22 protein-coding genes are annotated in these 24,715 nt (G+C 71.9%); 18 read left to right on the top strand and 4 right to left on the bottom strand.

The features are described from left to right. Positions 1-99: 99 nt before the first annotated feature. From PT931_RS00760 to PT931_RS00725, 8 genes are all read left to right on the top strand, one after another. Positions 100-4,365 (top strand): glycoside hydrolase family 38 N-terminal domain-containing protein, encoded by a 4,266-nt coding sequence (locus PT931_RS00760; protein WP_456243774.1) that lies wholly within the window; start codon positions 100-102, stop codon positions 4,363-4,365. Continuing rightward, the gene (locus PT931_RS00755) at positions 4,362-5,129 is read left to right on the top strand and encodes a DUF7158 domain-containing protein (protein ID WP_456243773.1); all 768 of its coding nucleotides are present in this window, start codon (positions 4,362-4,364) and stop codon (positions 5,127-5,129) included. The genes PT931_RS00760 and PT931_RS00755 overlap by 4 nt, the downstream gene beginning before the upstream one ends. A gap of 11 nt (positions 5,130-5,140) precedes the next feature. Next, positions 5,141-6,076, top strand: a complete 936-nt coding sequence (locus PT931_RS00750; RefSeq protein WP_456243772.1) for an ROK family protein — start codon at positions 5,141-5,143, stop codon at positions 6,074-6,076. 86 nt (positions 6,077-6,162) lie between these two features. Next, positions 6,163-6,681: a SigE family RNA polymerase sigma factor gene (locus tag PT931_RS00745; RefSeq protein ID WP_456243771.1), complete on the top strand. Its 519-nt coding sequence runs from the start codon at positions 6,163-6,165 to the stop codon at positions 6,679-6,681. Then, positions 6,674-7,894 (top strand): hypothetical protein, encoded by a 1,221-nt coding sequence (locus PT931_RS00740; RefSeq protein WP_456243770.1) that lies wholly within the window; start codon positions 6,674-6,676, stop codon positions 7,892-7,894. The genes PT931_RS00745 and PT931_RS00740 overlap by 8 nt, the downstream gene beginning before the upstream one ends. A gap of 90 nt (positions 7,895-7,984) precedes the next feature. Next, the gene (locus tag PT931_RS00735) at positions 7,985-9,412 is read left to right on the top strand and encodes a glycoside hydrolase family 18 protein (RefSeq protein ID WP_456243769.1); all 1,428 of its coding nucleotides are present in this window, start codon (positions 7,985-7,987) and stop codon (positions 9,410-9,412) included. A gap of 111 nt (positions 9,413-9,523) precedes the next feature. Continuing rightward, positions 9,524-11,044 (top strand): hypothetical protein, encoded by a 1,521-nt coding sequence (locus PT931_RS00730; RefSeq protein WP_456243768.1) that lies wholly within the window; start codon positions 9,524-9,526, stop codon positions 11,042-11,044. Beyond that, entirely contained in the window at positions 11,025-13,259 is a 2,235-nt protein-coding gene (locus tag PT931_RS00725) for a tetratricopeptide repeat protein (protein WP_456243767.1), read from the top strand. Before PT931_RS00730 ends, PT931_RS00725 begins: the two co-directional genes overlap by 20 nt. Positions 13,260-13,378: 119 nt before the next feature. On the opposite strand, the gene add is transcribed toward PT931_RS00725, so the two are convergent. Both add and PT931_RS00715 read right to left on the bottom strand, forming a co-directional pair. Next, entirely contained in the window at positions 13,379-14,314 is a 936-nt protein-coding gene (gene add, locus PT931_RS00720) for an adenosine deaminase (RefSeq protein WP_456243766.1), read from the bottom strand. After that, entirely contained in the window at positions 14,311-14,781 is a 471-nt protein-coding gene (locus tag PT931_RS00715) for a hypothetical protein (RefSeq protein WP_456243765.1), read from the bottom strand. Before PT931_RS00715 ends, add begins: the two co-directional genes overlap by 4 nt. A 101-nt stretch (positions 14,782-14,882) precedes the next feature. Here PT931_RS00715 and PT931_RS00710 point away from each other — a divergent pair, with 101 nt between their 5' ends. Beyond that, positions 14,883-15,623 carry a hypothetical protein gene (locus PT931_RS00710; protein ID WP_456243764.1) on the top strand — a complete coding sequence of 247 codons (741 nt, stop codon included), beginning with the start codon at positions 14,883-14,885 and terminating at the stop codon, positions 15,621-15,623. 100 nt (positions 15,624-15,723) lie between these two features. Continuing rightward, positions 15,724-16,215 carry a hypothetical protein gene (locus tag PT931_RS00705; RefSeq protein WP_456243763.1) on the top strand — a complete coding sequence of 164 codons (492 nt, stop codon included), beginning with the start codon at positions 15,724-15,726 and terminating at the stop codon, positions 16,213-16,215. A 4-nt stretch (positions 16,216-16,219) separates the two neighbouring features. Here the strand turns inward: PT931_RS00705 and PT931_RS00700 are convergent, their stop codons facing one another. Continuing rightward, positions 16,220-16,489, bottom strand: coding sequence for a GlsB/YeaQ/YmgE family stress response membrane protein (locus tag PT931_RS00700; protein ID WP_456243762.1), 270 nt, complete (start codon positions 16,487-16,489; stop codon positions 16,220-16,222). Between the two features lie 175 nt (positions 16,490-16,664). Between PT931_RS00700 and PT931_RS00695 the strand changes: the two genes are divergently transcribed. From PT931_RS00695 to PT931_RS00680, 4 genes are all read left to right on the top strand, one after another. Then, positions 16,665-17,483, top strand: coding sequence for a hypothetical protein (locus PT931_RS00695; RefSeq protein ID WP_456243761.1), 819 nt, complete (start codon positions 16,665-16,667; stop codon positions 17,481-17,483). Positions 17,484-17,577: 94 nt separating this feature from the next. After that, on the top strand, positions 17,578-18,492 hold the full coding sequence (locus tag PT931_RS00690; protein WP_456243760.1) for a GNAT family N-acetyltransferase: 915 nt from the start codon (positions 17,578-17,580) through the stop codon (positions 18,490-18,492). Beyond that, positions 18,492-19,406 (top strand): GNAT family N-acetyltransferase, encoded by a 915-nt coding sequence (locus PT931_RS00685; protein WP_456243759.1) that lies wholly within the window; start codon positions 18,492-18,494, stop codon positions 19,404-19,406. Before PT931_RS00690 ends, PT931_RS00685 begins: the two co-directional genes overlap by 1 nt. Then, complete coding sequence (locus PT931_RS00680) at positions 19,403-20,410, top strand: N-acetyltransferase family protein (protein ID WP_456243758.1); 1,008 nt, start codon at positions 19,403-19,405, stop codon at positions 20,408-20,410. The genes PT931_RS00685 and PT931_RS00680 overlap by 4 nt, the downstream gene beginning before the upstream one ends. Before the next feature lie 223 nt (positions 20,411-20,633). Here PT931_RS00680 and PT931_RS00675 read toward each other — a convergent pair whose 3' ends face one another. Further along, the gene (locus PT931_RS00675; RefSeq protein ID WP_456243757.1) at positions 20,634-22,178 is read right to left on the bottom strand and encodes an AMP-binding protein; all 1,545 of its coding nucleotides are present in this window, start codon (positions 22,176-22,178) and stop codon (positions 20,634-20,636) included. A gap of 61 nt (positions 22,179-22,239) precedes the next feature. Here PT931_RS00675 and PT931_RS00670 point away from each other — a divergent pair, with 61 nt between their 5' ends. The 4 genes from PT931_RS00670 to PT931_RS00655 all read left to right on the top strand — a co-directional run bounded on the left by PT931_RS00670 (position 22,240) and on the right by PT931_RS00655 (position 24,713). Next, a complete protein-coding gene (locus PT931_RS00670) occupies positions 22,240-22,998 on the top strand; it encodes a PaaX family transcriptional regulator (protein WP_456243756.1) in 759 nt (252 codons plus the stop codon). A gap of 9 nt (positions 22,999-23,007) precedes the next feature. After that, the gene (moaA, locus tag PT931_RS00665) at positions 23,008-23,982 is read left to right on the top strand and encodes a GTP 3',8-cyclase MoaA (protein ID WP_363729060.1); all 975 of its coding nucleotides are present in this window, start codon (positions 23,008-23,010) and stop codon (positions 23,980-23,982) included. Positions 23,983-23,984: 2 nt separating this feature from the next. Then, positions 23,985-24,230, top strand: coding sequence for a MoaD/ThiS family protein (locus tag PT931_RS00660; protein WP_456243755.1), 246 nt, complete (start codon positions 23,985-23,987; stop codon positions 24,228-24,230). 174 nt (positions 24,231-24,404) lie between these two features. Further along, complete coding sequence (locus tag PT931_RS00655; RefSeq protein WP_456243754.1) at positions 24,405-24,713, top strand: putative quinol monooxygenase; 309 nt, start codon at positions 24,405-24,407, stop codon at positions 24,711-24,713. Positions 24,714-24,715: the final 2 nt, after the last annotated feature.

Genomic DNA, 24,715 nt, shown 5'->3' with positions numbered 1-24,715 from the left:
GGGTCCACGGTGATCGATATGGCGGGGGATACCGGGGCGCGGGAAACAGGCACCATGACAACGTTGCCATCAGGGCATCGCGGACCTTACAGTGGCCGCATGCAGATCACCGCCGCCGAGTCGACCGACCTGTTCGTCGGTACCGAAGAGGCCCCCCGCCAGGTCCTGCGCGTCACGATCGTCCGGGACACCACCGAGAGCACGACCCTGACCGTCACCGGCGAGGCCACGGGGAGCGCGGAGATCCCCGCCGGGGCGGGTGAGGTGGTCGTCGAGGTCGGGCTCGACACCGATCGGGCCGCCGACCAGCCGGGGCAGGCCGGCACCGACGTGGCCGCCGGACCGGAACGCGAGACCGCCGGATCAGCGCCCGAGAGCGCCGGATCAGCGCCCGGGAACGCCGGGGCAGCGCCCGGGAACGCCGGGCCCTCCGAGCCGGCCGGTTCGGCACCCGGGACCACCGGCCACCCCAGCCGCCCCCGCCCCACCCGCCGGATCACCATCTCCGCCGGCGACACGAGCCTGGCCGCCACCTTCACCCTCGAAGAGCCCGGCTACACCATGCACCTCATCTCCCACTTCCACTACGACCCGGTCTGGTGGAACACCCAGGCGGCGTACACGTCCCCGTGGGAGTGGCTGTCCGGGGACGCGAGCACCCGCCCGCTGTGGGAGCGCAACGCGTTCCGCCTGGTGGACACGCACATCGACCTGGCGCTGCGGGACCCGGACTACAAGTTCGTGCTCGCCGAGATCGACTACCTGAAGCCGTACTTCGACGTGCACCCCGAGCGGAAGAAGGACCTGCGCCAGCTCCTCGCCGAGGGCCGGGTCGAGCTGATGGGCGGCACGTACAACGAGCCGAGCACGAACCTGACGGGCGCGGAGACGACCATCCGCAACATCGTCTACGGCATCGGCTACCAGCGGAGCATCCTGCACGGCGACCCGCAGACGGCCTGGCAGCTCGACGTGTTCGGCCACGACCCGCAGTTCCCGGGCTACCTGGCCGACGCGGGGCTGACCGGCAGCGCCTGGGCGCGCGGCCCGTTCCACCAGTGGGGGCCGATCCAGAAGAACTTCCGGGACGCCAAGGGCGACGCGACGGTGATGCAGTTCCCGAGCGAGTTCGAGTGGATCTCGCCGTCGGGGCTGGGCGTGCTGACCCACTACATGCCGAACCACTACTCGGCGGGCTGGTGGATGGACTCCAGCGCGACCCTGGAGGAGGCGGAGCAGGCGGTCTTCCAGCTGTACCGCAACCTGAAGCCGGTGGCCGCGACGAAGCACATCCTGCTGCCGGTGGGCACGGACTACACCCCGCCGAACAAGTGGGTGACGGCGATCATGCGCAGCTGGGCGGAGAAGTACGTCTGGCCGCGGTTCCAGTGCGCCATCCCGCGCGACTTCCTCGACGGGGTGCGTTCCCAGATCGGCCGGCCCGCGCCGCAGACCCGGGACATGAACCCGATCTACACGGGCAAGGACGTGTCCTACATCGACACGAAGCAGGCGCAGCGGGCCGGGGAGGTGGCGGTCACCGACGCGGAGAAGCTGGCGACGATCGCGAGCCTGCACGGCCTCGGGCGCTACCCGGACGCCGCGATCGACAAGGTCTGGCGGCAGTTGGCGTACGGGGCGCACCACGACGCGATCACGGGTTCGGAGTCCGACCAGGTGTACATCGACCTGTTGGCGGGCTGGCGGGAGGCGTTCGACCTGGCCTCCGACGTGCGGGACCGGGCGCTCGACGCGCTGACCAGCCAGATCGCGCTGGACGGCGCGTCGGTGGTGGTCGCCAACACCCTGGGCTTCGACCGCACGGGCCTGGTGAGGATCAAGACCGACAAGACGGTTCCGGGGGTACGCGCCGTGCGCGACCGGGGCACGCTGGTGTTCCGCGCCGCCGACGTACCGGCCCTGGGCTGGACGACGTTCCCGCTGGTGGAGGGCACCGCCGGGGGCTGGTCCCCCGCCGCCGGCCACACGATCGGCAACGAGGCGCTGACCGTCACGGCGGACCCGGCCCGGGGCGGCGCGCTGTCGAGCATCCTCGCCGGTGGGCGCGAGCTGCTCCAGGCCGGCGAGGTGGGCAACGAGCTGCGGCTGTACGCCGAGTACCCGGCGCATCCGGACTTCGGCGAGGGGCCGTGGCACCTCGTACCCAACGGAAAGGTGGTTTCCTCGGCGGCCGGCGCGGGGACCGTGCGGAAGGAGACCAGCGACCTCGGGGAGCGGCTGATCTCGACCGGCGTCGTCGACGGGCTCGCCTACGAGCAGACGGTCACCCTCTGGCACGGCTCCGACCAGCTCGAATGCTCCACCCGGGTCCTCGACTACGCGGGCGTGGACAAGCTGCTGCGGGTGAAGTTCCCGATCGACCTGCCGGGCGCGCTGCCGATCTCCGAGGTCGCCTCCGCCGTCGTCGGGCGCGGCTACGCGCTGCCGGACGTGGACGTCGCCGAGGCCCCGTGGACGCTGGACAACCCGGCGAACACGTGGTTCGGGCTGGGCTCGACGGCCCGGGTGGTGCTGAGCGACGGGACGTCCCGGGCGCTGGGCGTCGCCGAGGTGGTCGTCCCCGACCTGGCCAGCGCCCCGGAGGCCCGCGACCTGGTCGTCGCCCTGGCCAGGGTCGGCGTCACGGCCACCACCTCCAGCGCCGACTGGTCCCGGTACGGCTGGCTCGACGTCGACTCCAACCTGCCCGACTTCCGGATCGTCCTCGGCGGCCCCGACACCAACGAGCTGGCCCGCGAGATCCTCGGCGACACCGACCCCGGCGACCACGCGTACGTCTGGGTGCCGGCCGCCAAGCCGCTCACCGAGGTCTGGCAGCCCAACGCCGACCTGCGCGACGCCCGCGCGCTCCCGGCCCTGATCGTGCTCCGCGACCTGCCGGCCCTGGTCGCCGACGTCGCCGACGCCACGATCACCGCGCCGACCCTGGGCGCGAACACCGAACCGCTCACCGACGGCACGGTCGCCCTGCTCACCTACGGCCTGCCGGGCTTCGCCGTCGACCCGACCGGCGCGCTGCACCTGTCGCTGATGCGGTCGTGCACCGGCTGGCCGTCCGGGGTGTGGATCGACCCGCCGCGCCGGACCGCGCCCGACGGGCTGAGCTTCCAGATGCAGCACTGGACGCACGAGTTCTCCTACGCCCTGGTGGCCGGCGACGGGGACTGGCGCGCGTCCACCCTGCCGTCGCGCGGCCAGGAGCACTCGACGCCGCTGCTGCCCCGGGTACTCGGCCCGCAGCCGGGCACCTTCCCCGCCACGCACTCCTTCCTGCGCGTCGAACCCCAGCGGGAGGTCCTGCTCAGCGCGCTCAAGCCGACCGGCAACCCGATCGCGGCCGGCTCCGGGGCCGGGGTCGACCCGGCGCGCGGCGTCACGGTCCGGCTCGCGGAGAGCACGGGGCTCGGCCGGACCGCCCGGCTCGACGGGTTCGCGTTGGACTCTTTGCAGGTCGCTGATCTGCTGGAACGCCCCTCGGGCCCCGCCGGGAGCCTCGACCTGGCAGGCTCGACAGTTGTGACATACGTGGGTACTCCGGTCGGCGCGGTCTCCGGGGGCGAGGTCCTCGGGGCCACGGCGGAGCTCGCTCCGACCTACTCGCGGTACTGGCTGCACAACCGGGGGCCAGCCCCGATCGGGTACGCGCCGGTCACGGTCACCGCGACGCCCGGGATCCTGCGCACCGCAGGGGAGCCGTTCGAGGTCGAGGTGGTCCTCGCCAGCCAGGTCCAGGACACGGCCGTCGAGGGGCTGGCGACGATCCGGGTACCCGAGGGCTGGTCCGTCTCCCCCGGCCAGCGCGTCTACCGGCTGCCGGCGGACGGCCACACCCGGTTCACCGCCACCGTGACCCCGGGCGCGTGCCCGGACGGCCTGTACTTCGTCGCCGCCGGGATCGACGGTTCCGAGGACGTGGTCACGGTCGCCGTCGGTGACCTGCCGGGCGTGCTGCCGACGCCGATCGAGAACCTGCCGGAGGACTGGACGGCGGCGCAGGGCACGACCTCGGTCACGTCCCGCGACACCGGGCTGGCCGTCGCGGCGCTGTCGACGAGCCTCGTGGTCCGCCCCGGCGGCACCGGCACCCTCGGCGTCACCCTGACCAACACGACCCGCGACGAGATCCACGGCGAGGTGCACCTGGTGTCGCCGTGGGGGACGTGGGAGCTGTTCCCGGCGGTGGTCAGCGGGTTCGGCGTCGCGCCGGGGGAGACCCGGGTGGTCGAGTTCCCGGTGACGGTGCCGGCGGACTTCGAGCCGGGGCACGCGTGGGCGATGGCGAAGGTGCTGTGGTTCGGGCGGTGCCAGTACGCGCCGACGGTCAAGGTCGAGGTGGTGGTGTGACGGGGCACGCGGTGGTCGCGACCGGTCCCGGGGCGGCCTCGGGGACCGGGGCGGTCCTCGGGTATCTCGACGGGCGGCCCATCCCGCGCGACCGGCTCGACCGGCGCCTCGACGGGCTGCGGCGCAGCTCCCGGGCCGCCGCGCTCCCGGTGCCGGAGAGCTCGGAGGGCCGCCAGCTCGTCCGCTGGGTCGCGCAGGTGATCCTCACCGAGGAGCTCTGCGCCACCCTCGACGCGCCCGCCGTCGACCCGGGCCCGCTCGACCCGGTCGCGGCGGTCGAGTACGGCTCGATCACCGCCGCCGCCTACGAGGGCTCCCCCGCCGTCCGGGCCGCGTTCGCGCAGGTCACGGCGGGTGTGACGGTGCCCGAGGAGGAGGTCCGGCGCTACTGGGAGGCGTGGGCGCGGCCGGAACCCGACCGTTGGCGGCTCCGGCACCGGCTCGACGGCGGTCCGTGGCAGCCGCTCGGGCCGGTGACCCTGGAGGAGCTGCCCCGGGCGGTCCGGGCCGGCGTCGAGCTCGGCGAGACCCGGGCGAGTGACCCGATCGGCGAACACGAGTGGACCGTCGAGGAGATCATCCCCGGGGCTCTACCCTCCTTTCAGGACGACGCGCCCGCGATCCGGGCCGCACTCCTCGCCGCCGCCCGGCGAAGAACCTTCGCCCACTGGTTGGACCGGTCCCGGGCCGAGCGGCTGACGCTCGTCGAGGGGCTGGAACATCCGGGTGACCCGCGGCAGCCAGACAACCACCACAAGCACTGAGAGCAGCGGAGATGACCGAAGTACTGGCCCTGGACATCGGCGGGACCAAACTCGCGGCCGGCCTGGTCGGGCGGGACGGCACGGTGCACGGGCACCGCGTCGTCCCCACCCCGGTCACCGACGACCCGGAGGTGGTGTTCGAGGCGGTGCTGGACCTGCTGACCCCGTTCGACGCGCCCGTGATCGGCGTGGGCTCGGCAGGACCACTGGACCCTTTCGGGGGTACGGTCAGCCCGCTGAACACCCCCGCGTGGCGCGAGTTCCCCCTGGTCAAGAGGCTGACCACCGCCCTCGGTCGGCCCGTGGTCCTCGCCGGGGACGGGCACTGCTTCGCCCTCGCGGAGCACTGGCTCGGCGCGGGCCGGGGCAGCAGGGCGCTGCTCGGCATGGTGGTGTCCACCGGGGTCGGCGGCGGCCTGATCCTCGCCGACGAGCTGATCCTCGGCCCGTCGGGCAACGCCGGGCACATCGGGCACGCGATCGTGAACCCGGACGGTCCGGCGTGCGCGTGCGGGAGCCGGGGCTGCGTGGAGGCGTACTCGTCGGGTCCGTCCTTGGTCCGGTGGGCCGTGTCGAACGGTTGGTCCCCCGTCGTGGCCCCGCCCAGCGCCGCGCCTCCGGCCGCCCCCGCTTCGCCCGGCCAGGCCCCCACCGCCCGCGACCTGGCCGCCTCGGCCGCCGCCGGTGACCCGGTCGCCCTCGCGGCCTTCGACCGGGGCGCGAAGGCCCTGGCGGCGGGCATCCTCAGCGCGGCGGCGATCGTCGACCTCGACACCGTGGTGATCGGCGGCGGCGTCGCGGCCAGTGGTCCCCTGCTCTTCGACCCGCTCCGGGACTGGATCGGCCGCCTCGCCGGCCTGGACTTCCTCCGCGGCCTGCGGGTACTCCCGGCGGAGCTCACGGAGGCGGGGGTGATCGGCGCGGCGGCCCTGGCCTTCCGGCGCTGAAAGTCCCCTGCAACCCTTCCCCACCCTGCGGTGTGTTGTTCCCGAGCCAGCCGGAACGTCTGGCCGCACGGGGAGGAAGCAGAGTGGTGACGTTGCAGGAGAACGGGGGAGTCGGGGCGGTGCCGGACGTCGGCACCAGCTTCGACGACTTCTACGCGGCCCACTTCCGAGGGCTGACGATCCAGCTGTTCGCCTACACCAATGACCTGGGGCACGCCCAGGACGTGGTGCAGGAGGCGTTCTGCCGCGCGCTGGCGCGGTGGTCGAGGATCTCCGGGTACGAGGAGCCGGTCGCCTGGGTCCGCCGGGTCGCCATGAACCTGGCGACCAACCGGTTCCGCCGGGCGAAGGTCGCGCTCGGGTTCCTGCGTAGCCAGCGCGAGGAACACGTCCAGGGGCCGTCCCCGGACCGGGTCGCGATCGCCGTCGCCCTGGCCACCCTGCCGCCCGCCCACCGCCGGGCCGTGATCCTGCACCACCTCGCGGACCTGCCGATCGCGGAGATCGCCCGCCAGGAGGGCGTCGCCGAGGGCACCGTCAAGTCCTGGCTGCACCGCGGTCGTGCGGTCCTCGCCACGCAGCTGAAGGAGAAGCGCGATGCCTGAGTCCGACGACCTGAACCTGATCAACGGCGCGTTCGCCGAGCTGCGCGAGGAGACGGCACCGTTCGTGAAGCCGGCCGGAACCCGGCAGGCCCGTGCGACGGTGCGGCACCAGCGCAGGGTGCGGACCCTGGCCGCCGGGGTGGTGACCGTGCTCGCCGTCGCCGTGCCCGTGGCCGCGTTCGCGACGCGGGACTCCTCCCCGGGGCCGGGTCCGGTTCCCGGCAGCTCCGTGCCGCCGAGCGCCACGCCGGGCCCGTCACACAGACCTTCGCCGGGCGCCTCGCCCCGGGCGTCGGCCGGTCGGCAGGTGTTCGACGGGATCGACGGACAGCTGGCCCACGCCACCCTGGACCTTCCCGGCCGGGGCGCCGGGTCGTTGTGCAAGGGCGGTCGGTACACCTTCCAGGCCGGGATCAGCGTCCTGGACGGCGAGCTGAACTACACCATCCTGAAGACGGTCGAGTCGGACCTGGACGGCGACGGCAGTATCGAGATCACGGCGCTGCTCACGTGCGCGGTCCGAGACCCGAGCCTCCAGGTGGTCACCTTCCGCCCCACCGGCCCGGGCACGTTCACGACCGTGGGCACGGTGGTCCAGAACGAGCCCGGCGGCCCCGTCGCGACCATCTACGACCTGCGCCTGGAGCTCGGCGGAACGGTCTCGGCGCAGGTGTCCGACCACCAGGTGTCCCGGGCCGCCGACGCCGAGCACCGCACGGAGCCGCAGTGGCGCACGTACGCCCAGCGCGGCGGTGCGTTCACCCAGGTCTCGGGCCCGACGACGTTCCCGGCGAACCAGCTGTACGTCGATCTGGCCGTCACCTCCGCCGACCTGGTCCTCGGGCCGGAGGTGAAGAGCCAGCGCCGCGGCGTCCTCAAGGTCACGGTGACGAACAACGGCACCCTGGCGGCACCGTCCCTGGCCCTCGACATCCGGGTGCCCGAGTGGCTGCGGCAGACCGGGAACGGTTGCAGTCCGGAACGCGAGGAACCGTTCGTGCGGCTCAGCACGTGCCACTCGGGAGAGCTGAGGCCGGGCGAGTCCAGGGTCTTCGAGGTGGAGTTCACCTCCCACATGGCCTACGACAACGCCGACGTCACCCTGGGCGGGCCGCCGGCGCTGAACGTCGGCGCGCGGATGCCGTTCGGCGAGACCCTGGCGGACGGCGACCTCGCCAACAACAGCGGGCCGATCGTCATCCGGTGGCAGTAGACACCACGAGACATGGAAATAGTTAAGAGTATTGACAGTCAGTGGTCGGGGTCGTCAGGGTGGTCCTCTACGGACACCTGGAGGAACGCCATGCCACCAGCCAGACGCTGGGCCGCCGCCCTGGTCGGCGCCGCCCTGCTCTCCACCCTCGCCGCCGCCCCGGCGCTGGCGGACCCGGCCGCGCCCGCCGCGCCGGCCCCCGCCGCCGCCGGCAACGGCGTCCCGAGCAAGGTCGTCACCGCGTACTTCGCGAGCTGGGACGTCTACGGCCGGCAGTACTTCGTGAAGGACATCCCGGCCACGAAGCTGAACGTGATCCAGTACGCGTTCGGCTACCCGACCTTCGACGAGGCCACCGGCAAGGTCGGCTGCGCGCCGGTCGACGCCTGGGCCGACTACCAGCAGGTCTACTGGGGCCCGGAGAACACGGTCGACGGCGTCGCGGACAACTACCCCGACCAGCGGCTCTACGGAAACTTCAACCAGATCCGCAAGCTCAAGGCCAAGTACCCCCATCTCAAGGTCGAGATCTCGCTCGGGGGTTGGACGAAGTCGACGTGGTTCTCCAAGGTCGCGCAGACGCCCGAGCGGCGGGCGGCCTTCGTCAAATCCTGTGTCGACACCTTCATCAAGGGTGACCTGCCGACGGGCGGCTGGCCGGAGAACGCGGGCGGCCCCGGTGCCGCCGCCGGGGTGTTCGACGGGATCGACATCGACTGGGAGTACCCGACGCAGGTGGCCGGCGGCAACGTCGACCCGCGCCCGGAGGACCGGAAGAACGCCACGGCGCTGTTCCAGGAGTTCCGCGCGCAGCTCGACACTGTCGGAAAGTCGACTGGCAAGCACTACCTTCTGACCGCCGCACTGCCGGCCACATCGAAGAGCACGAAGTATTTCGAGCTCTCGAAGGTCGCGAAGATACTCGACTGGGTCAATGTCATGACCTACGACTACACGGTCGGCGGTGACCAGAAGACCGGTCCCTCCTCGCCGTTCGGATGGGACCCGCGGGACGCCAACTCCGCCGATCTCACCGCGAACACCGTGGGCACTGTCGTGCACTATCTGCAAAACGGCGTTCCGGCGAACAAACTCGTTGTCGGGGTGCCGTTCTACGGAATCCAGTTCCTCCGCACCGACGGCCTCTACAAGACGCACGACAGCCGCGGGCTGGACGCGAACACTTTGCGCTGGGATTCGACGCCCAACCCGACCTATCGGGACATCAGCAAGGCCCAGGGCCTGCAGTTCAGCCGCAATCCGCTCACCGGGGAACCTTCCCTGTACGGGACCGCAACCCACCAGCTGTGCGGCGCGTTTAACCCAGATGGGACCTGCTCGGCTCCGTACACGGAATCGACGACGACCCTGATCACCTACACGGATCCGACATCGATCGCGTTGCGCGTCGCGTTGGTGAAGACGGTGAAGTTGCGCGGGCTGATGGCGTGGGAGTTGAGCCAGGACTCCGACGATCACGCACTGCTCACCGAGATGGCACGTGTTCTGCCCCACTGAATCATGTTGTGTCCGGCAGATCGGCATGATCTGCCGGACACGCCTATGCCCATCGTGGGGACACGGCCTAGGCTGGTGGCGGACTGTGTCGGTGAGGGGCAGGGAGGCGACGTGGCCAAGGCGTTCCGGGTGGATCTGCCGACCCTGCTCAAGCTGCGTTATCCCGATCCGCAGCGCTATCTCGCCGAACTGATTCGTCATTCGGTGACGAGAAACGCCAAGCGCATCCGGATTGTCCCGGCGGACGTGAACAGGGGCCAGTTCCAGATCAGTGACGACGGCGAGACCACCGTTCCCGACGGTCGGTTGCCCGGAGAGGACGGCCTGGTGGCCGGCCTCCTGGTCAGCGACTCCGTCACCCGGACCAGCGCCGGCACCAAGTGGGTCGGCCGGATCAGCGGGACGCACACCACCACGGCCGTCGAGGACGACCTGACCGGGACGACCGTCACACTGCGCCGCCGGCGGGGCGAGACCCTGCTGAACACGTCCAAGGTCGTGGAGCTGGCCCGACGGTTCGCCGAGATGTCGCCCATCCCGGTGGACGTGGCGATGCCCGGCGGCGCGACCCAGAACGTGAACCGCCAGCCCCCGTGGCTGCTGGACAAGCCCCTGGAGATCGCGGAGTACGGGGCGGAGCTGCTCGACGCCGACCCGCTCGACATGGTCGCGCTCAAGAAGCCCACCGGCGAGACGTTCGGCGTGGCGTACATCCTGCCCACGTCGCCCGCGCCCCGGGCCGTCCAGAAGCACGCGCTGTACCGCGACGGCCTGCTGCTGGAGGACGACGGCGCGGACCTGCTGCCCGAGTGGGCGTTCTTCGCCCGGTGCGTCCTCGACGCCGGCGCGCTGCCCGCCGACCGCGCTGAGGCGCGCACCCAGCTGGGCCAGACCCTGCGCAGCTGGCTGCTCCTGCTGTCCGCGCGCCAGCCGCGCCGGCTCACCCAGTTCGTGAACACCCACCACCTGGCGCTGAAGATCCACGCGGCCCAGGACCCCGAGCTGGCCCGGATCATCACCCGCTGGCTGCCGTTCGAGACCAGCGCGGGGCGGCTCACGCTCACCGAGCTGCTCGGCCGGACCCGGCACGTGCGGTACGCGACGACCCGGGACGTGTTCCGGCAGCTCGCCCCGATCGCCGGCCGCAACACGCCCTTCGTGAACGCCGGCCACCTGCACGACGTGAAACTGCTCGAACAGCTCCCGGAGCTCTACGACGACGTCACCGTGGAGCGGGTCGAGGTGTCCGACATCATGGCCGACCTCGACGACCCGCCGCTCGCGGACCGGGTCGCCCAGCTCAGGCTGCGCAAGGTGGCGGACTCGGCGTTGGCCGCCACGGGCTGCGCGACGGTGGTCAAGTCGTTCGAACCCGCCAGTCTGCCCGTGCTGTACCTGGGCGATCCCGCCACTTTATGCCTCAATCACCGCAGCCCGATCATTCAGCATCTGGCGCGACTATCCGATCAGACCGTACTGTCACGTACTGTGCAGCTCCTTCACGCCCAGGCCCGTCTCCACGGCCACCTGCCGCTGCGCGGTGTCGACACCGAACTTCTGAGTGGCGCGTTGCTCGACCTCGTACAGCTCGCGGCACTCGAAGAAGACCTGAGTGGGCTGGACCATGGCTGACTGCCCCCGCTGCGCCGCCGCCGCCGACCTCGACGACGCGCAGCTCCTGGAGACCTACCTCGGACAGGAGGACGAGCACGCCCTCGCGCTGCTCCTCCTGCCGTTCCTGCACGCCGGCCAGTTCGGCGAGGCGCGGCGCGCCCACCTGCGCGGGTACCGGATCCTGAAGGACCCCGCCGGACACCCCGCGCTCGTCGCCCAGCACCTGCTGTTCTGCGCGTTGACCGGCAACCTCGACCGGGCCGTCGCGCTCGCCGAGAAGCACATCGGCGACCTGATGACAGAGCTGGCCGCGCTCAACGTGGTCCTCGGCCGCGCCGTCGACGCCGGGCACGGCGCCGCCCCGCTCCGGGTCCCGATCGACGTCGCCTTCACCCTCGGCCTGTCCGGCCCGCCGACCATCGCCAGCGTGTCCGCCGCCATCGGGGAGACCCGCAGCGAGCTGCGCGCCGAGCACTACGACGTGGCGCTGTCCACTCTGCCCAGCGCCCGGCTGTCCGCGCCGCCGATGGACTTCGGCCTGCCCGCGACCGCCGAGGGCTGGCTGGACCGGTGCGACGAACTGGCCGAGCTGCACGAGTACGAGTCGGCGTACCACGCGGCGGGCAACGCGCTCGCCCTCAACCCCGGCCCCGAGGTCCGCGCCGAGGTCCTCGGCTACCGGGTCCGGCTGCTGTCGGAGCTGGAGCGCCGCGAGGAGATCCCGCCGATCATCGCCGAGCGGGCCGCCCTGCTCCGCGGGCTCGGCGAGGACGCGCACGCCGGCTGGCTGGAGCGCTCCGCGGAGCTGGCCGTGCAGCCGCTGACCGGCGACGAGGTGGCGCTCGCGGAGACCCTGGTCAGCGAGTACGACCGGGAGGAACTGCCGCTCCGGGTCCGCGCCATGCCGCGCCTGCTCCTCGGCCACGTCCTGCTGTACGCGCTGCGCGCCGAGGAGGCCGTCTCCGAACTCCAGACCGGTGTCGAGCACGCCCGGGCCGGCGGGGCGCACCGGATGGCCGACAGCGCCGTCTACGCCCTGGCGCACGCCCTGACCATCACCGGGGAGTACGCGGCGGCGGAGCACGTGCTGCGCGCCACCCTGTCCCGCCCCGAGCTGCGCCCGGCCACCCGGCCGCGCCTCCAGCTCCTGCTCTCCCAGATCCTCGCCGTGTCCGGGCAGCTCGCGAGTGCCGCCGAGACCGCCGCCGAGGCCACCGAGCACTTCGCCACCCTGCCCGGCTCCTCCGGCTGGGTGGGCCACGCGTCCACCCTGGAGGTCACGTACCTCGCGGAGATGGGCGACCCGGTCGCCGCCGCCGAGCGGCTGCGCTGGACCATCGAGCGCACCCAGCACGCCGAATGGGACGCGACGGCCCGCTGGTCGCTGCGCTGCAAGCTCGGCTCGCTGCTGATCGCCGGGCACCGGATCGACGAGGCCGTCGAGGTGCTCCGCCGGATCACCGAGGAACTCGACGTAGCCGCCGACGGGGTCGCCGGGTCCGAGGACGACGTCGCCGACCTGGCCGAACTCGCCGGCGAGGTCTGGTACTGGCTGGGTGTCGCCATCCGGCAGCGCGGCGACAAGCGCGGCGCGCTGGCCTGCTGGAACAAGGCCCTCGAAGTGCTGAAGGACTCGCCGAACTCCCAGGCCGAGCCCGCGCGGATCCACTTCACCATCGCCGAGCTGTGGCACCAGGACGAGAAGTTCCCGCCGGCCATCGCCGCGTACCTCGAATCGCTCGTCCACATCGAGCAGACCCGGGACCCGATCGCGGTCGCCCAGGTCCGCCGGTCGCTCGGGCTGGCCCGGTGCGAGAGCGGCGACCCGCTGGGGCTCAACGACCTCGCCGAGGCCCGCGAGGAGGCCGAACGGCTGGGCGAGCCCATGCTGCTCGCCGAGCTGGCCGACGTGACCGCGCGCTCCCTGGCCGTGCTCAAGCGGTACGCGGAGGCCGTGGCGCCCGCGTTGCAGGCCGCCGACGCGTACCGGGAGGCGGGCGACGACGTGCGCGCCGGGCTCGCCGAACTGATGGCCGCGCGGATCGTCGCGAAGCAGGGCCAGACGGTGGAGGCGATCGCGCTGCTCCGGGCCGCGATCGAGGCGACCATCGCGTCCGGGGCCGGGGCGCACACGATCGACTCGTTCCTGCTGCTCGCGGAGCTGCTGGACGCGCAGGGGAACCATGCGGAGGCGGTCGAGGTGCGGCTCGAGGCCGAGGTCAGAGGGCTCTAGACCCCTCAGAGGTGCTGATGCGCCCGGGTCGGTCACGTGGCGTAACCAGCTGCTGTTGTCGAGGGTGTGATTTTTTCACCGGGCGGCGACGTGGTGCCGCCGCCCGGGCAGTCGAATCGTCACGCGGGCGTGAAGTCCAGCGCCCCCGCGACGCCGGCCGCGTAGGCCTGCTCCGCCGTGTAGCCCAGCGAGGCCGCCGCCGCGTAGTCCCGCGCCAGGTCCGTGTCGAACATCGCCGGGTCGTCCGTGCTGATCGAGCACTGGATGCCCGCCGCGACGAGCTGCGGCAACGGGTGCTCCTCCAGGTTCTGCACGACCTTGGTGCGCAGGTTCGAGATCGGGCACACGTCCAGCACGATGCCCCGGTCGGCGATCTCCTTGAGTACCGCCGGGTCCTCCACGGCGCGGATGCCGTGCCGGATCCGGTGCGGGTCGAGGGCCAGCGCCTCGATCACCGACTCGGGACCCGCGCCCTCCCCGGCGTGCGGCACGAAGCCCAGGCCGGCCTCCTGGACGATCTGGGCGGCCCGGCGGAACGGCAGCAGCGAGTAGCCCTGCTCCTTGCCGCCGACGCCCATGCCGACGATGCCGTACTCGGCGTACCGGACGCACTGGCGCGCGCACTCCTCGGCCAGCTCGAAGTCGGTCATGCTCCGGTACAGGTCGGGGGTGAACCGGATCTCGATCCCGAAACGCTCCCGCGCCTCGACCGCACCCTCGGTGTACCCGATGAACATCTCCGACCAGCGGATCCCGCTGTTGACCCGCTCGGCGGGCGAGAAGATGCCCTCCATGTAGACGACGCCGTGCGACGCCGCCTCCTGCGCGTAGTCGACGACGATCTGGCGGAAGTCCTCCGCGCGGCGCAGGCAGTTGGTGGTCAGCATCCAGGTGCGGATGAAGTGTTCGAAGTCGGTGAACTCGTACAGCGAGGCCAGGCCCTCGACCGTGTCTGCCGGCAGGGGCTGGTCGTTGCGGCGGGCGATGTCCAGGAGCGTCTGCGCGCGGACGGTGCCCTCGAGGTGGACGTGCAGTTCGATCTTCGGGGTCGTCATGCTCCTATTTTGTACGACCCCTGGCTGTACAGCAGGTCCAGGATCGAGCGGGTCGCCTCGAACCACCGGTCGAGCCACTCGACGTTCGGCGGCTGGCCCCCGCGCGGCGGGAGTTCCTGGAGCAGGCCGCGCAGCAGCGGGTGGTCGGCGAGGTTCTCGGGGCCGAAGTGCAGCTCCGGGTCGAAGGACGGTTCGGCGTAGACCGGCTCGATCAGCGGCGGCAGTTCGCGGGATCCCGGCAGGTGGCCGGCGGGCTCCGCGCCGTTGTGGTGCGCCATCTGGTGGGCCAGCTCGTGGCGCAGGCCGAGGGTGCGGTCGGGGCCCCGTTCCGGCGCTCGGTCCGCCGCGCGGTCCGACTCGGGCGGGCCGGGCTGCGGCCCCGGGGACTGGCGGACCTGGCCGCGGAACTGGGGCGGATCCTCGACCGTCCCGCGCGAGTTACCGAAGCTATCCGTGGGATGATTCATTATATTTAGCCTTACTTGTACGAATAGTTGGCGTCTGGTCTCCCGGGGTTCACCGGTACAACGAATGGCGCCCTCACCGGCGACGCCCATGAGAGGCCACCGTGCACGAGTTCGGAAACGCGACCGCCCCGCAGCTCACGACAACGCCGCAGCTCACCCTGCTCCCCGGCGGCGCCGAGCCCGTGCCGCCGCCCGCGTCCGGCGCCGGCTCCGGGGGCGACGAACGGCTGCTCTGGCGGCAGGTCGCCACCGGTGAGAGCACCCGGGCGCTCGCCCCGCCCGCCCCGGACCCCGACCTGCTCGCCCGGGCCCGGCTCGCCGCCACCGAGGCCGCCGCCGCCGAGGAGCGCCTCGCCCGGCACATCGACTCCGTGACCACCCAGCTCGACTCGGCGTTCAGCTGGCTCCAGCCGGCCCGCCGGCACGCGCTGGCCCGCCAGCTCCGGGTCGACCGGGGGCACCACGCGATCCTGCGGGCCCGGGCCGGCAAGGCCGCCGCCGCGCGGGACGTGCTGGAGGAGCAGCTCAGCCGGCACCGGGCGTACCTGGATGATCACCGGCCCGCGTTGGAGACCGCGAAGACGGCGCGCGCCGAGCTCGACCGCAGAATCGACGAACTCATCGGGTGGTACGCGGCCCAGCAGGCCCAACCACCGTGGTTCAAGTACGGCCTGGGCTTCCCGCCCGAGCCGTCGGGGTACGCGGTCTGGCTGGGCCGGGCGCGCGCGGCCGTGGGCTACCGGCTCCGGTTCCGGGTCGATCACCCGTTGGAGCCGCTGGGATCGGAGCCCGGCGAGCGCAGCCGGCAGCATCCGCACTGGGTGGCGGCGCGCAACGCCTGACAGGCACCGGCGGCGCGAAACGCCTGATAAACAGGTCTGTGTGGACGTAATCTGAGTGGGAGCTGAAACCCGGTGACATCGCCCCTTTGGAGGGGTCCAGATGGTGGCTGGACGGTACTCGGGTCGACTGGCGGTCAGCGTCGGCATTGCCGGCGCGGTTCTCTTCCTGGCCGCACCGGTCGCGGCGCAGCCCGCCCCTTCTCCGGTCGTGGTCAGCCCTGTGAAGCCCAGCCCGAGCGCGACGCCGAGCCCCGTACCGTCCGCGGCCCTCGCGCCCCAGCCGGCGGCGCCCTCACAGTTCCCGAACATGATCGGCCAGCCGGCCCAGGTTCCGCAGCCCGCCCAGGGCCAGCCCGACCAGGCCGAGCCGGAGCCGGACGCCGTCGAGCAGACCCCCGACTCCCGGGTCTACAGAGCAGAGCCCGAGCCGCTCCCCGAACCGACGGCCGCGCCGGACGGCGTCCCGGTCTCGGGTACGCAGCGTGACGCCCGGCTCCCCGACCCGAAGTTGCTGATCGTGGCCGGGGCGACCGGGCTCGCGTTCTCGACGGTGGGTGTCGCCGTCGTCTGGTACCGCCGGAGAAGCTTCTAGGTCTCTAGGCCTTCTTGCCACCGGCGGCCACGATGCTCACGCCGATGATGCCCAGTACGATCTGGATCGCCCACTGCCACCAGTCGATGCCCGAGGTGGAGTCCACCTTGAAGAGCAGCGCGATCACGCCGCCGATGAACGCGGCCGCGATGCCGACGCCGATGGTCTTGAGAATGGTGATGTTCTGCCGGCCGGGAATCAGCAGCCGGGCGATCACCCCGATGATCGGCCCAATGATGATCGAGGCCAGCAGCATGCCGAGAATTCGTCCCATCGTGCTCTCCTTTTGTCCACAGCCTGTACGGGCATCATCACTGATCTCTGCCCCTGAAAGTCCCGTTTAAGAAGATCAACGTAAAAAGCCTGTCGGATACCTACCGCAACCATGGACGAGAGCCGACTGCGAGCACAGGATCTTCTGGTACCAACGACAGAACGGGAGGACTGCGTTGCCCGATCTGGCGCCCGACAGGGAGCGCACCGTCTCGCTCACCCACACGGAAGCCTGTTCGCTCCTGGAGCTCGGCAGAATCTCCGAGGCCGTGGCGATCGGTAGACAACTGCGGGACTGGGGCTGGCGCAGCCGCTACCCGGCCGGCCGTGGTTACGGCCTGCACATCGAGGCACTCGCCGCTTCCGCCCAGGGCAGGACCCGCCGCGCCGCCGAGCTGCTCGAAGCCGCCGTGGCACTGACCCGGGGGCAGGACCCGTGCGGGATGCTGCCCTGGCAGCTCGCCGAGCTGGCCGCCGCGAAGGCCACCATGGGCGCGCAGTCCGTCGACCGGCTGCTCGCCGAGGCGGAGGACGCCGAGGACCCGGTCCGGCACCCGCGCAGGGCGTCCCGACTGCTCGCCGAGGCGTACGCGCTGGCGTGCCTCGGGAGGGTCGAGGAGGCCCGGATCCGGCTCGTGGCCCTCGCGGACGAGTGCCTCGCCAACGACGCGCCGGCCCGCCGGATCGACGCGCTGACCATGCTCGCCCGGCTCGGCGTGTGCCACGACGTGACCGGGCACGGCTGGGACTCGCCGGTCACGGCCGTCCGGGTCGCGCACATCCGGGCCCTCGTGGAGCCCGAGCCGAGCGAACTCCTGGTCGTCAGCGACGGGTACGCGCAGCTCCAGCACTGGCACCTGGCCGCCGAGCTGGCCGACGCCGCCGTGAAGGCCAGCTTCCGGCGGGGCGACACCGGCGGGCAACGGGCGACCGCGCGGCGGGACGAGCTGCTGGTGGAGTGCGAGGCCGGGCCGCTGCCGTGGTGGTCGGGCTGACGGGTCCGGGCTGACGGGACCTCGTGTCCGGGCTCGTGGACTCCTGGGATGTGATGCCCGGAAAATGACTGGCGCCTGCTGTTAGACAGGAGGCATGTCAGGCGAAGTGATCATCCGGCCGACGACGGTCGAGGACCTGCCCGGGATCGCGGCGGTCCGCCTCGCGGAGTACCCGTATCTGGTGCGCAGCGTCAAGGCGTACCAGCGGAACTTCTCGACCGTGCCCGCCCGGGCCCGCAAGCGCGACCTGGTGGCCGTCGCCGACGGCGCCGTGGTCGGCAGGGTCACCGCCGAGCTGGACATCTTCACCTCCGAACCGGGCGCGGCCGCCGTGGACCTCCTCGTGCGTCCCGACCACCGGGGCCAGGGCATCGGCGCGGCGCTGTTCGGCGAGGCGGAGCTGCACCTGGGCGAGATCGGGGCCCACCGGGTGCGCACCTGGGTCCCCGGCGAAGCCGCCCTGCTCGACTGGGCCCGCCGGTTCGACTTCGAGCCGAGCCGCCCGGTGTCCTACTCCCTGGCCGACCCGAAGGTCCTGCCGCCGATGCCGGACCTCCCGCCCGGTGTCACCCTGCTCGCGGCTGCGGAGGTCGGCCCCGAGGCGATGTACGAACTGGACCGGGTCACCGTCACCGACGAACCCGGCGACATCGCGATCGAGATGGTGCCCTACGACGAGTGGCTGGCCCTCGACTGGGACGACCCCGACCGGCAGCACGACCTGAGTGTGCTCGCCGTCGTGGACGGGAAGCCGGTGGCGCATACCAACGTGCAGGCCGACCTGTCGACGGGGCGCAGCTGGTCGGGCGGCACCGGTGTCCTCCGGGAGTACCGGGGGCGGGGCCTGGCGAAGCTGGTCAAGTCCGAGTCGCTGCGCCGGGTGGCGGCGGCCGGGATCACGGCGGCGTACACCGCGAACGACGAACAGAACGCGCCCATGCTGGCGGTCAACAACTGGCTCGGCTACCGGGTCACCGCGACCCAGTGGTCCTGTATGAGGACACTGTGATGACGAGATTCACCACCCGACCGTCGACGGTCGACGATGTCGAACACTTCGCCCGGATCCGCGCCGTGGTCACGCCCTGGCTCGGCGCGAGCGTCGCCGCCCAGCGCAACTGGTTCAACACCGCCTCACCGAAGTCGCGGAGCACGCGGGTGTGCGCCGAGGTGGACGGGCAGGTCGTGGGCTTCGCCACCGGCGGGCTCAACGTCACCACCAGCCAGGTCGGCGCCTCCGAACTGACCCTGCTCGTGCACCCCGACTACCGGGAGCTGGGGATCGGCGGGGCGCTGCTCGCCGAGATCGAGGAGCACCTGAAGTCGGTCGGCGCCACCCAGGTCCGGTGCTGGACGAACGACGACGACCGGACCACGGCCTGGGCCAAGCGGCACGGCTTCGTCCAGGGCGCCAGCGACCGGTACTCGGTGGTCGACCCCCGGATGCTGCCCCCGCTGCCGCCCACACCGGACGGTGTCACGGTGCTCGGCCTGTCCGAGGTGACCCCGGAGGCGGTGCACGAGCTGGACACGGCCGCGTTCGCCGACGAGCCCGGGGACGTGCCCTACGACGGCATGCCGTTCGAGGACTTCATGTCCAAGATCTGGAACGGTCCCGACCTCGACAGGTACTCGAGTGTCGTGGCTATCGTGGACGGCATGGCTGTCTCCTCGGTACTCCTCGACGTCAATCCCGAGACCGGCTGGGCGATGTCCGGCGGCACCGGCACGCTGCCCGCCTACCGGGGCCGGGGCCTGGCGAAGCTGCTCAAGTCCGTGTCGTTGCGCCGGGCCGCCGAGGTCGGGGTGACCGCCGCCTACACGAGCAACGACTACTCCAACGGGCCGATGCTCGCGATCAACGACTGGCTCGGGTACGAGGTGACCGCCAGTCAGTGGTCGTGCCTGAAGGACCTCGCGTGACGGGCGGGGCGGGCGATGACCGCGAGACCGTCGACGGCGGTTCCGCGACCCGCGAGGCCGGTGGTGGCCCCGTGGCCGGCGGCGCCGCTGACCTTCCGGTGGTCCGGGACGTCGCCGACGGCGATATCGAGGAGATCAACCTGCTGCGGGCCGAGGTGATGCCGTTCCTGGTGGCGAGCGTCGTGGGCACCCGCGCCGCCCTCGCCGCCACGCCCGAGTGGGTGCGGCTGCGCTGGCAGGTGGCGGAGCTCGACGGCCGGATCGTCGGCTGGACCCGCGCGGGCATGAGCATGTTCACCTCCGAGCCCGGGGCTGCCGACATCGGTGTCGTGGTGCGGCCGGAGTTCCGGCGGCGCGGCATCGGCACGGACCTGCTCAACCGGGGCCTGGCGCACCTGGCGGAGCTCGGCGCGGTGACGGCGCGCGGCCGGGTGTTCGACGAGCCCGAGACCCTGGCGTGGGCCACCCGGCACGGTTTCGGGTCCGGCCCCGGCCACACGGCCCAGATCTCGATCGTCGACCCGCGCGAGGTCACCCAGGCCGTGGCCTGCCCGGAGCACCTCCGGCTGGTGTCGTTCGACGACGTGGACCCCCGCGTCGTGTACGAGCTGGAGAGCGCCACCGGGCCGGACATCCCGACCAACGTGCAGATCGCCCCGATCCCGTACGAGGACTGGCTGCGCGTCGTGTGGGGCAACCCGGACCTGTTCCGGGCGGGCAGCGTGGTGGCGCTCGACGGGGAGCGGGCGGTGGCGTACACGCTGACGATCGCGGACCCGGCGACCGGCCGGTCCTGGACGAACATGACCGGGACGCTGCGGTCGCACCGGGGGCTGGGGCTGGCGAAGATCGTGAAGGTGGAGGCGTTGCGCCGGGCGGCGGCGGCCGGGATCACCCGGGCGTACACCGGTAACGACAGCACCAACGGGCCGATGCTCGCGGTCAACGACTGGTTGGGGTATCGGAAGGCGATGGCGCAGGTCACGGTGGTCCGGAAGCTCTGAACCTCCGGCCGGGGTCGCGCCGGCTTCCCAGCCAGGCCCCCGGTCCCGAAGCCGTGCCTCGGTCCCGAAGCCGTGCCCCGGTCCCGAAGCCGCGCCCCGGTTCCGAAGCGGGCCGCTGGCCTCGAAGCGGGAGTTCCCCGGCGGGATCCCGGTCCCGAGCCGAGCGGCTCCCGGCGGGCCTCTCCGGTTCCCCGGCGGGGCCCGCCGCCGGGGAACCGGAAGCTCAGGCGTCCCGCAGCCGGTACCTCTGCACCTTGCCCGTGGACGTCCGCGGCAGCGCGGCGAGGAACTCGACCACCCGCGGCATCTTGTACGGCGCGATCTCCCGCCGGCAGTGTTCCCGCAGCTCGTCGGCCTTCGCCGCGTCGCCGGTCACCCCGGGCGCCAGCACCACGTAGGCCGCGACGACCATCGTGCGCTCGTCGTCGGGCAGCCCCACCACCGCGCATTCGAGCACGTCCGGGTGCGTGAGCAGCGCCCACTCCACCTCGGGCGGGGCGATGTTGATCCCGGCAGAGATGATCATGTCGTCGCTGCGCGCCTGGTACCAGAAATAGCCGTGTTCGTCGCGCAGGTAGGTGTCGCCGGTGAGGTTCCAGCCGTTCTGCACGTAGACGGCCTGCCGGTCGTCGGCCAGGTAGCGGCACCCGGTCGGACCCTTCACCGCGAGCCGGCCGACCACGTCCGGCCCGACCTCGTTGCCGTCCTCGTCCAGCACCGTCGCCACGAAGCCGGGCACCGGCTTGCCGGTCGAGCCCGGCCGGATGTCGTCGCCGGTCGCCGAGATGAAGATGTGCAGCAGTTCGGTGGCCCCGATGCCGTCGATCATCTTGATCCCGGTCGCCTCGTGCCAGGCCTCCCAGGTCGCCTTGGGTAGCGGCTCACCAGCGGAAACACACTTTTTCAGGTACGGAAGCCCGGGCAGTTGGGCCAGCATCGCCCGGTACGCCGTCGGCGCCGTGCACAGGATCGTCACCTTGTGCTCGACGACGGCCGGCAGCAGTACGTCGGGTGTGCCCTTCTCCAGCAGCACCGTCGAGGCCCCGGCCCGCATCGGGAAGATCACGAGCGCGCCGAGCCCGAAGGTGAAGCCGAGCGGGGGCGAGCCGGCGAACACGTCGTCGGCGTCGGGCCGCAGTACCTGGGTGGAGAAGGTGTCCGCGATGGCGAGCACGTCGCGGTGGAAGTGCATGGTGGCCTTCGGCCGGCCGGTGGTGCCCGAGGTGAACGCGAGCAGCGCCACGTCGTCGGCGGCCGTCGCCACGTTCGCGAACTGTTCGGACTTCTTGGTGGCCGCCGCGATCAGGTCGCCGAACAGCACGACGTTGTCCAGGCCGCACGGGAACCGGTCGTCCACGAGGGACAGGTTCACCGCGGCGATCTCCTCGATCACCTCCAGCTCGTGGTCGCGGAGCAGCGCCATGGTGGTGACCGCGACGCCACCGGCCTTGATGACGGCGAACCAGCAGGCCACCAGCCAGGCGTTGTTCGGCGCGCGGAGCAACACCCGGTTGCCGGGCACCAGGCCGAGGTCGTCGACCAGCACGTTGGCGACCTGGTTGGCGCGGGCGAGCAGTTCCGCGTAGGTCCAGGTCTCCGAGGGGGTGATCAGGCACGGTCGACCGAGGTCGGGTGCCATGTCGAGCAGCTCGACGGCGCAGTTGAGCCGGTCGGGGTAGTCGAGGAGGAGAAGTTCGGGCCACTGTTCCACCGGCGGTAGGTGGTCGCGCGCGAACGTGTCGACGTGGGCGGTCGGCGACAGATCCATATCTCGAAGTATTCCGTTCTTGTGACGGGAGTCAAGGCCACACGACATATATCGTGGGTCCGTGAGCCCCCGCGCCTTGATCGTGACCGTCTATGGCCTGTACGCCCGGGAAACCGGCGGTTGGCTCTCGATTGCCGCCCTGATCCGGATCCTCGCCGAACTCGGGGTGGACGAACCCGCCGTCCGCTCGGCGATCTCCCGGCTCAAGCGGCGCGGCCTGCTGGAGCCCCGCAAGGTCGCCGGCGCCGCCGGGTACGCGCTGACCCCCGAGGCCGGCCAGCTCCTCCGCGAGGGCGACGAGCGGATCTTCCACCCGCGCCCGGCGAAGCTCGACGACGGCTGGGTGCTGGTGATCTTCTCCGTGCCCGAGACCGAGCGGCAGCGCCGGCACACCCTGCGCTCCCAGCTCACCCGGCTCGGGTTCGGCACCGCCGCGCCGGGGGTGTGGGTCGCGCCGGCCCACCGGTACGCGACCGTCCGCGAGATGCTCGACCGGATGGATCTGTCACAGTATGTAACGCTCTTCGTGGGCAGTACCCCGATGGAACCGGACATCCAGACCTGGTGGGACCTCCCGGAACTCCGCGCCCTCTACGAGGACTTCCTGGGCGTCTACGGCACGGTCGGCGGCGACAACCCCCTGGCCGACTGGGTCCGCGCGCTCACCGCCTGGCGCCGCCTGCCGTACCTCGATCCCGGACTTCCGGTCGAACTCCTCCCCGCCGACTGGCCCGGCACGGCGGCCGCCGAGCTGCTGCACGACCTGGAGGCCAAACTGGCCCGCCCCGCGCATGAGCAGGCGACGCGGCTGGTGAGCTAGCTTTAGGGCATGCTCCAGGACCAGTACGGTCGGGTCGCCACGGACCTGCGCGTCTCCCTCACGGACCGCTGCAGCCTCCGGTGCACCTACTGCATGCCCCCCGAGGGCCTGCCGTGGCTCCCGTCCGCCGACATCCTGACCGACGCCGAGATCATCCGACTGGTGGGCATCGCGTCCTCCCTGCTGGGAATCACCGAGGTGCGCTACACCGGCGGCGAGCCCCTGCTCCGCCCCGGCCTGGTCGAGATCGTCCGCAACACCCCGGTGCACACGTCGCTGACCACGAACGCGATCGGCCTGACCCGGCTGGCGGCCCCGCTCGTCGAGGCGGGGCTGAACCGGGTGAACGTCTCCCTCGACACCCTCGACCGCGAGACGTTCAAGAAGCTCGCCTTCCGCGACCGGCTCGCCGACACCCTCGACGGGATCGCCGCAGCGGCCGCCGCCGGCCTGCGCCCCGTGAAGATCAATACGGTCCTGCTCCGCGACCAGAACGCCCACGAGGCCCCTGACCTGCTGGCGTTCGCCCTGGAACACGGCTACGAGCTGCGCTTCATCGAACAGATGCCGCTCGACGCCCAGCACGGCTGGCACCGCGAGAACATGATCACCGGGGACGAGATCCTGGCGTCCCTCGCGACCCGGTTCACGCTCACCCCCGACCTGGCCACCGTCCGCGGCTCCAACCCGGCCGAGACCTGGCTGGTCGACGGCGGCCCGGCGAAGGTCGGCGTCATCGCGAGCGTCACCCGCCCGTTCTGCGGCGACTGCGACCGGACCCGGCTCACCGCCGACGGCCAGGTCCGCAACTGCCTGTTCGCCCGGGGCGAGACGGACCTGCGCGGGCCGCTGCGGGCCGGCGCGGCCGACGAGGACATCGCGGAGCTGTGGCGCAAGGCGATGTGGGGGAAGCTGCCGGGGCACGGGATCGACGATCCGACGTTCCTGCAGCCGGACCGGCCGATGTCGGCGATCGGGGGCTGAGGGTGCCGAGTGTGACTGTGCGCTACTTCGCGGGGGCCCGCGCGGCCTCGGGAACGACGGCCGAACCTGCCGTGGCCGACAGCCTGGGCGAGTTGTTGGAGCTGCTGGGCCAGCGGCACGGTGAGCCGTTGACGAAGGTGCTGACCTCGGCGTCGTACCTGGTCAACGAGGTGTCCTGCCGCGACCGTGCCGCCCCGCTGCCGGCCGACGCCACGGTCGACGTGCTGCCCCCGTTCGCGGGCGGCTGACCCCCAAGACCATTGTCCGGGTACGCCACGCGCGTGCCCGCCTCTCTCCAGCCGGCAGCCCGCGAGCCCTCCTTTCCACCCAGCGGGCGCCACGCGTTCGTCCAGCCGGCACCACGCGCGACCCCACCCGTCCCAGCCGGCACACTGGTCGGACGCGCCTGAGGAGGTACCCATATGTTCGCGTTGGTGGTGCGGTTCGACTGCCGCGATGAGGCGGCAGCGGCGGAGTTCGACGAGCTGACCGCCGGGGCGGTCGCCCAGATCACGGCGAAGGAGCCGGGAACCCTGGTGTACGCCACCCACCGCGTGGACGGCGAACCCCTGGCCCGTGTCTTCTACGAGATGTACCGCGACCGCGAGGCGTTCCAGTCCCACGAGGACGCCCCGCACGTCCGGGAGTTCCACGCGAGAAAGAACCCACTGCTGGTCGGCGAGCCCCGGGTCGAGTTCCTGACCCCGGCGTCAGCGAAGGGCCTGGTCTAGGG

The organism is Longispora urticae (assembly GCF_053902585.1).
The sequence above is the reverse complement of the archived record's forward strand: the minus strand, read 5'-3'. Positions and strand labels throughout refer to the sequence as shown.

Excerpts from the sequence above, each read along its gene's own strand:
- PT931_RS00760 (WP_456243774.1), top strand. The coding sequence starts at position 100 with ATGCAGATCACCGCCGCCGAGTCGACCGACCTGTTCGTCGGTACCGAA.
- PT931_RS00750 (WP_456243772.1), top strand. The coding sequence starts at position 5,141 with ATGACCGAAGTACTGGCCCTGGACATCGGCGGGACCAAACTCGCGGCC.
- PT931_RS00740 (WP_456243770.1), top strand. The coding sequence starts at position 6,674 with ATGCCTGAGTCCGACGACCTGAACCTGATCAACGGCGCGTTCGCCGAG.
- PT931_RS00735 (WP_456243769.1), top strand. The coding sequence starts at position 7,985 with ATGCCACCAGCCAGACGCTGGGCCGCCGCCCTGGTCGGCGCCGCCCTG.
- add (WP_456243766.1), bottom strand. The coding sequence starts at position 14,314 with ATGACGACCCCGAAGATCGAACTGCACGTCCACCTCGAGGGCACCGTC.
- PT931_RS00715 (WP_456243765.1), bottom strand. The coding sequence starts at position 14,781 with ATGAATCATCCCACGGATAGCTTCGGTAACTCGCGCGGGACGGTCGAG.
- PT931_RS00705 (WP_456243763.1), top strand. The coding sequence starts at position 15,724 with ATGGTGGCTGGACGGTACTCGGGTCGACTGGCGGTCAGCGTCGGCATT.
- PT931_RS00700 (WP_456243762.1), bottom strand. The coding sequence starts at position 16,489 with ATGGGACGAATTCTCGGCATGCTGCTGGCCTCGATCATCATTGGGCCG.
- PT931_RS00690 (WP_456243760.1), top strand. The coding sequence starts at position 17,578 with ATGTCAGGCGAAGTGATCATCCGGCCGACGACGGTCGAGGACCTGCCC.
- PT931_RS00685 (WP_456243759.1), top strand. The coding sequence starts at position 18,492 with ATGACGAGATTCACCACCCGACCGTCGACGGTCGACGATGTCGAACAC.
- PT931_RS00675 (WP_456243757.1), bottom strand. The coding sequence starts at position 22,178 with ATGGATCTGTCGCCGACCGCCCACGTCGACACGTTCGCGCGCGACCAC.
- moaA (WP_363729060.1), top strand. The coding sequence starts at position 23,008 with ATGCTCCAGGACCAGTACGGTCGGGTCGCCACGGACCTGCGCGTCTCC.
- PT931_RS00655 (WP_456243754.1), top strand. The coding sequence starts at position 24,405 with ATGTTCGCGTTGGTGGTGCGGTTCGACTGCCGCGATGAGGCGGCAGCG.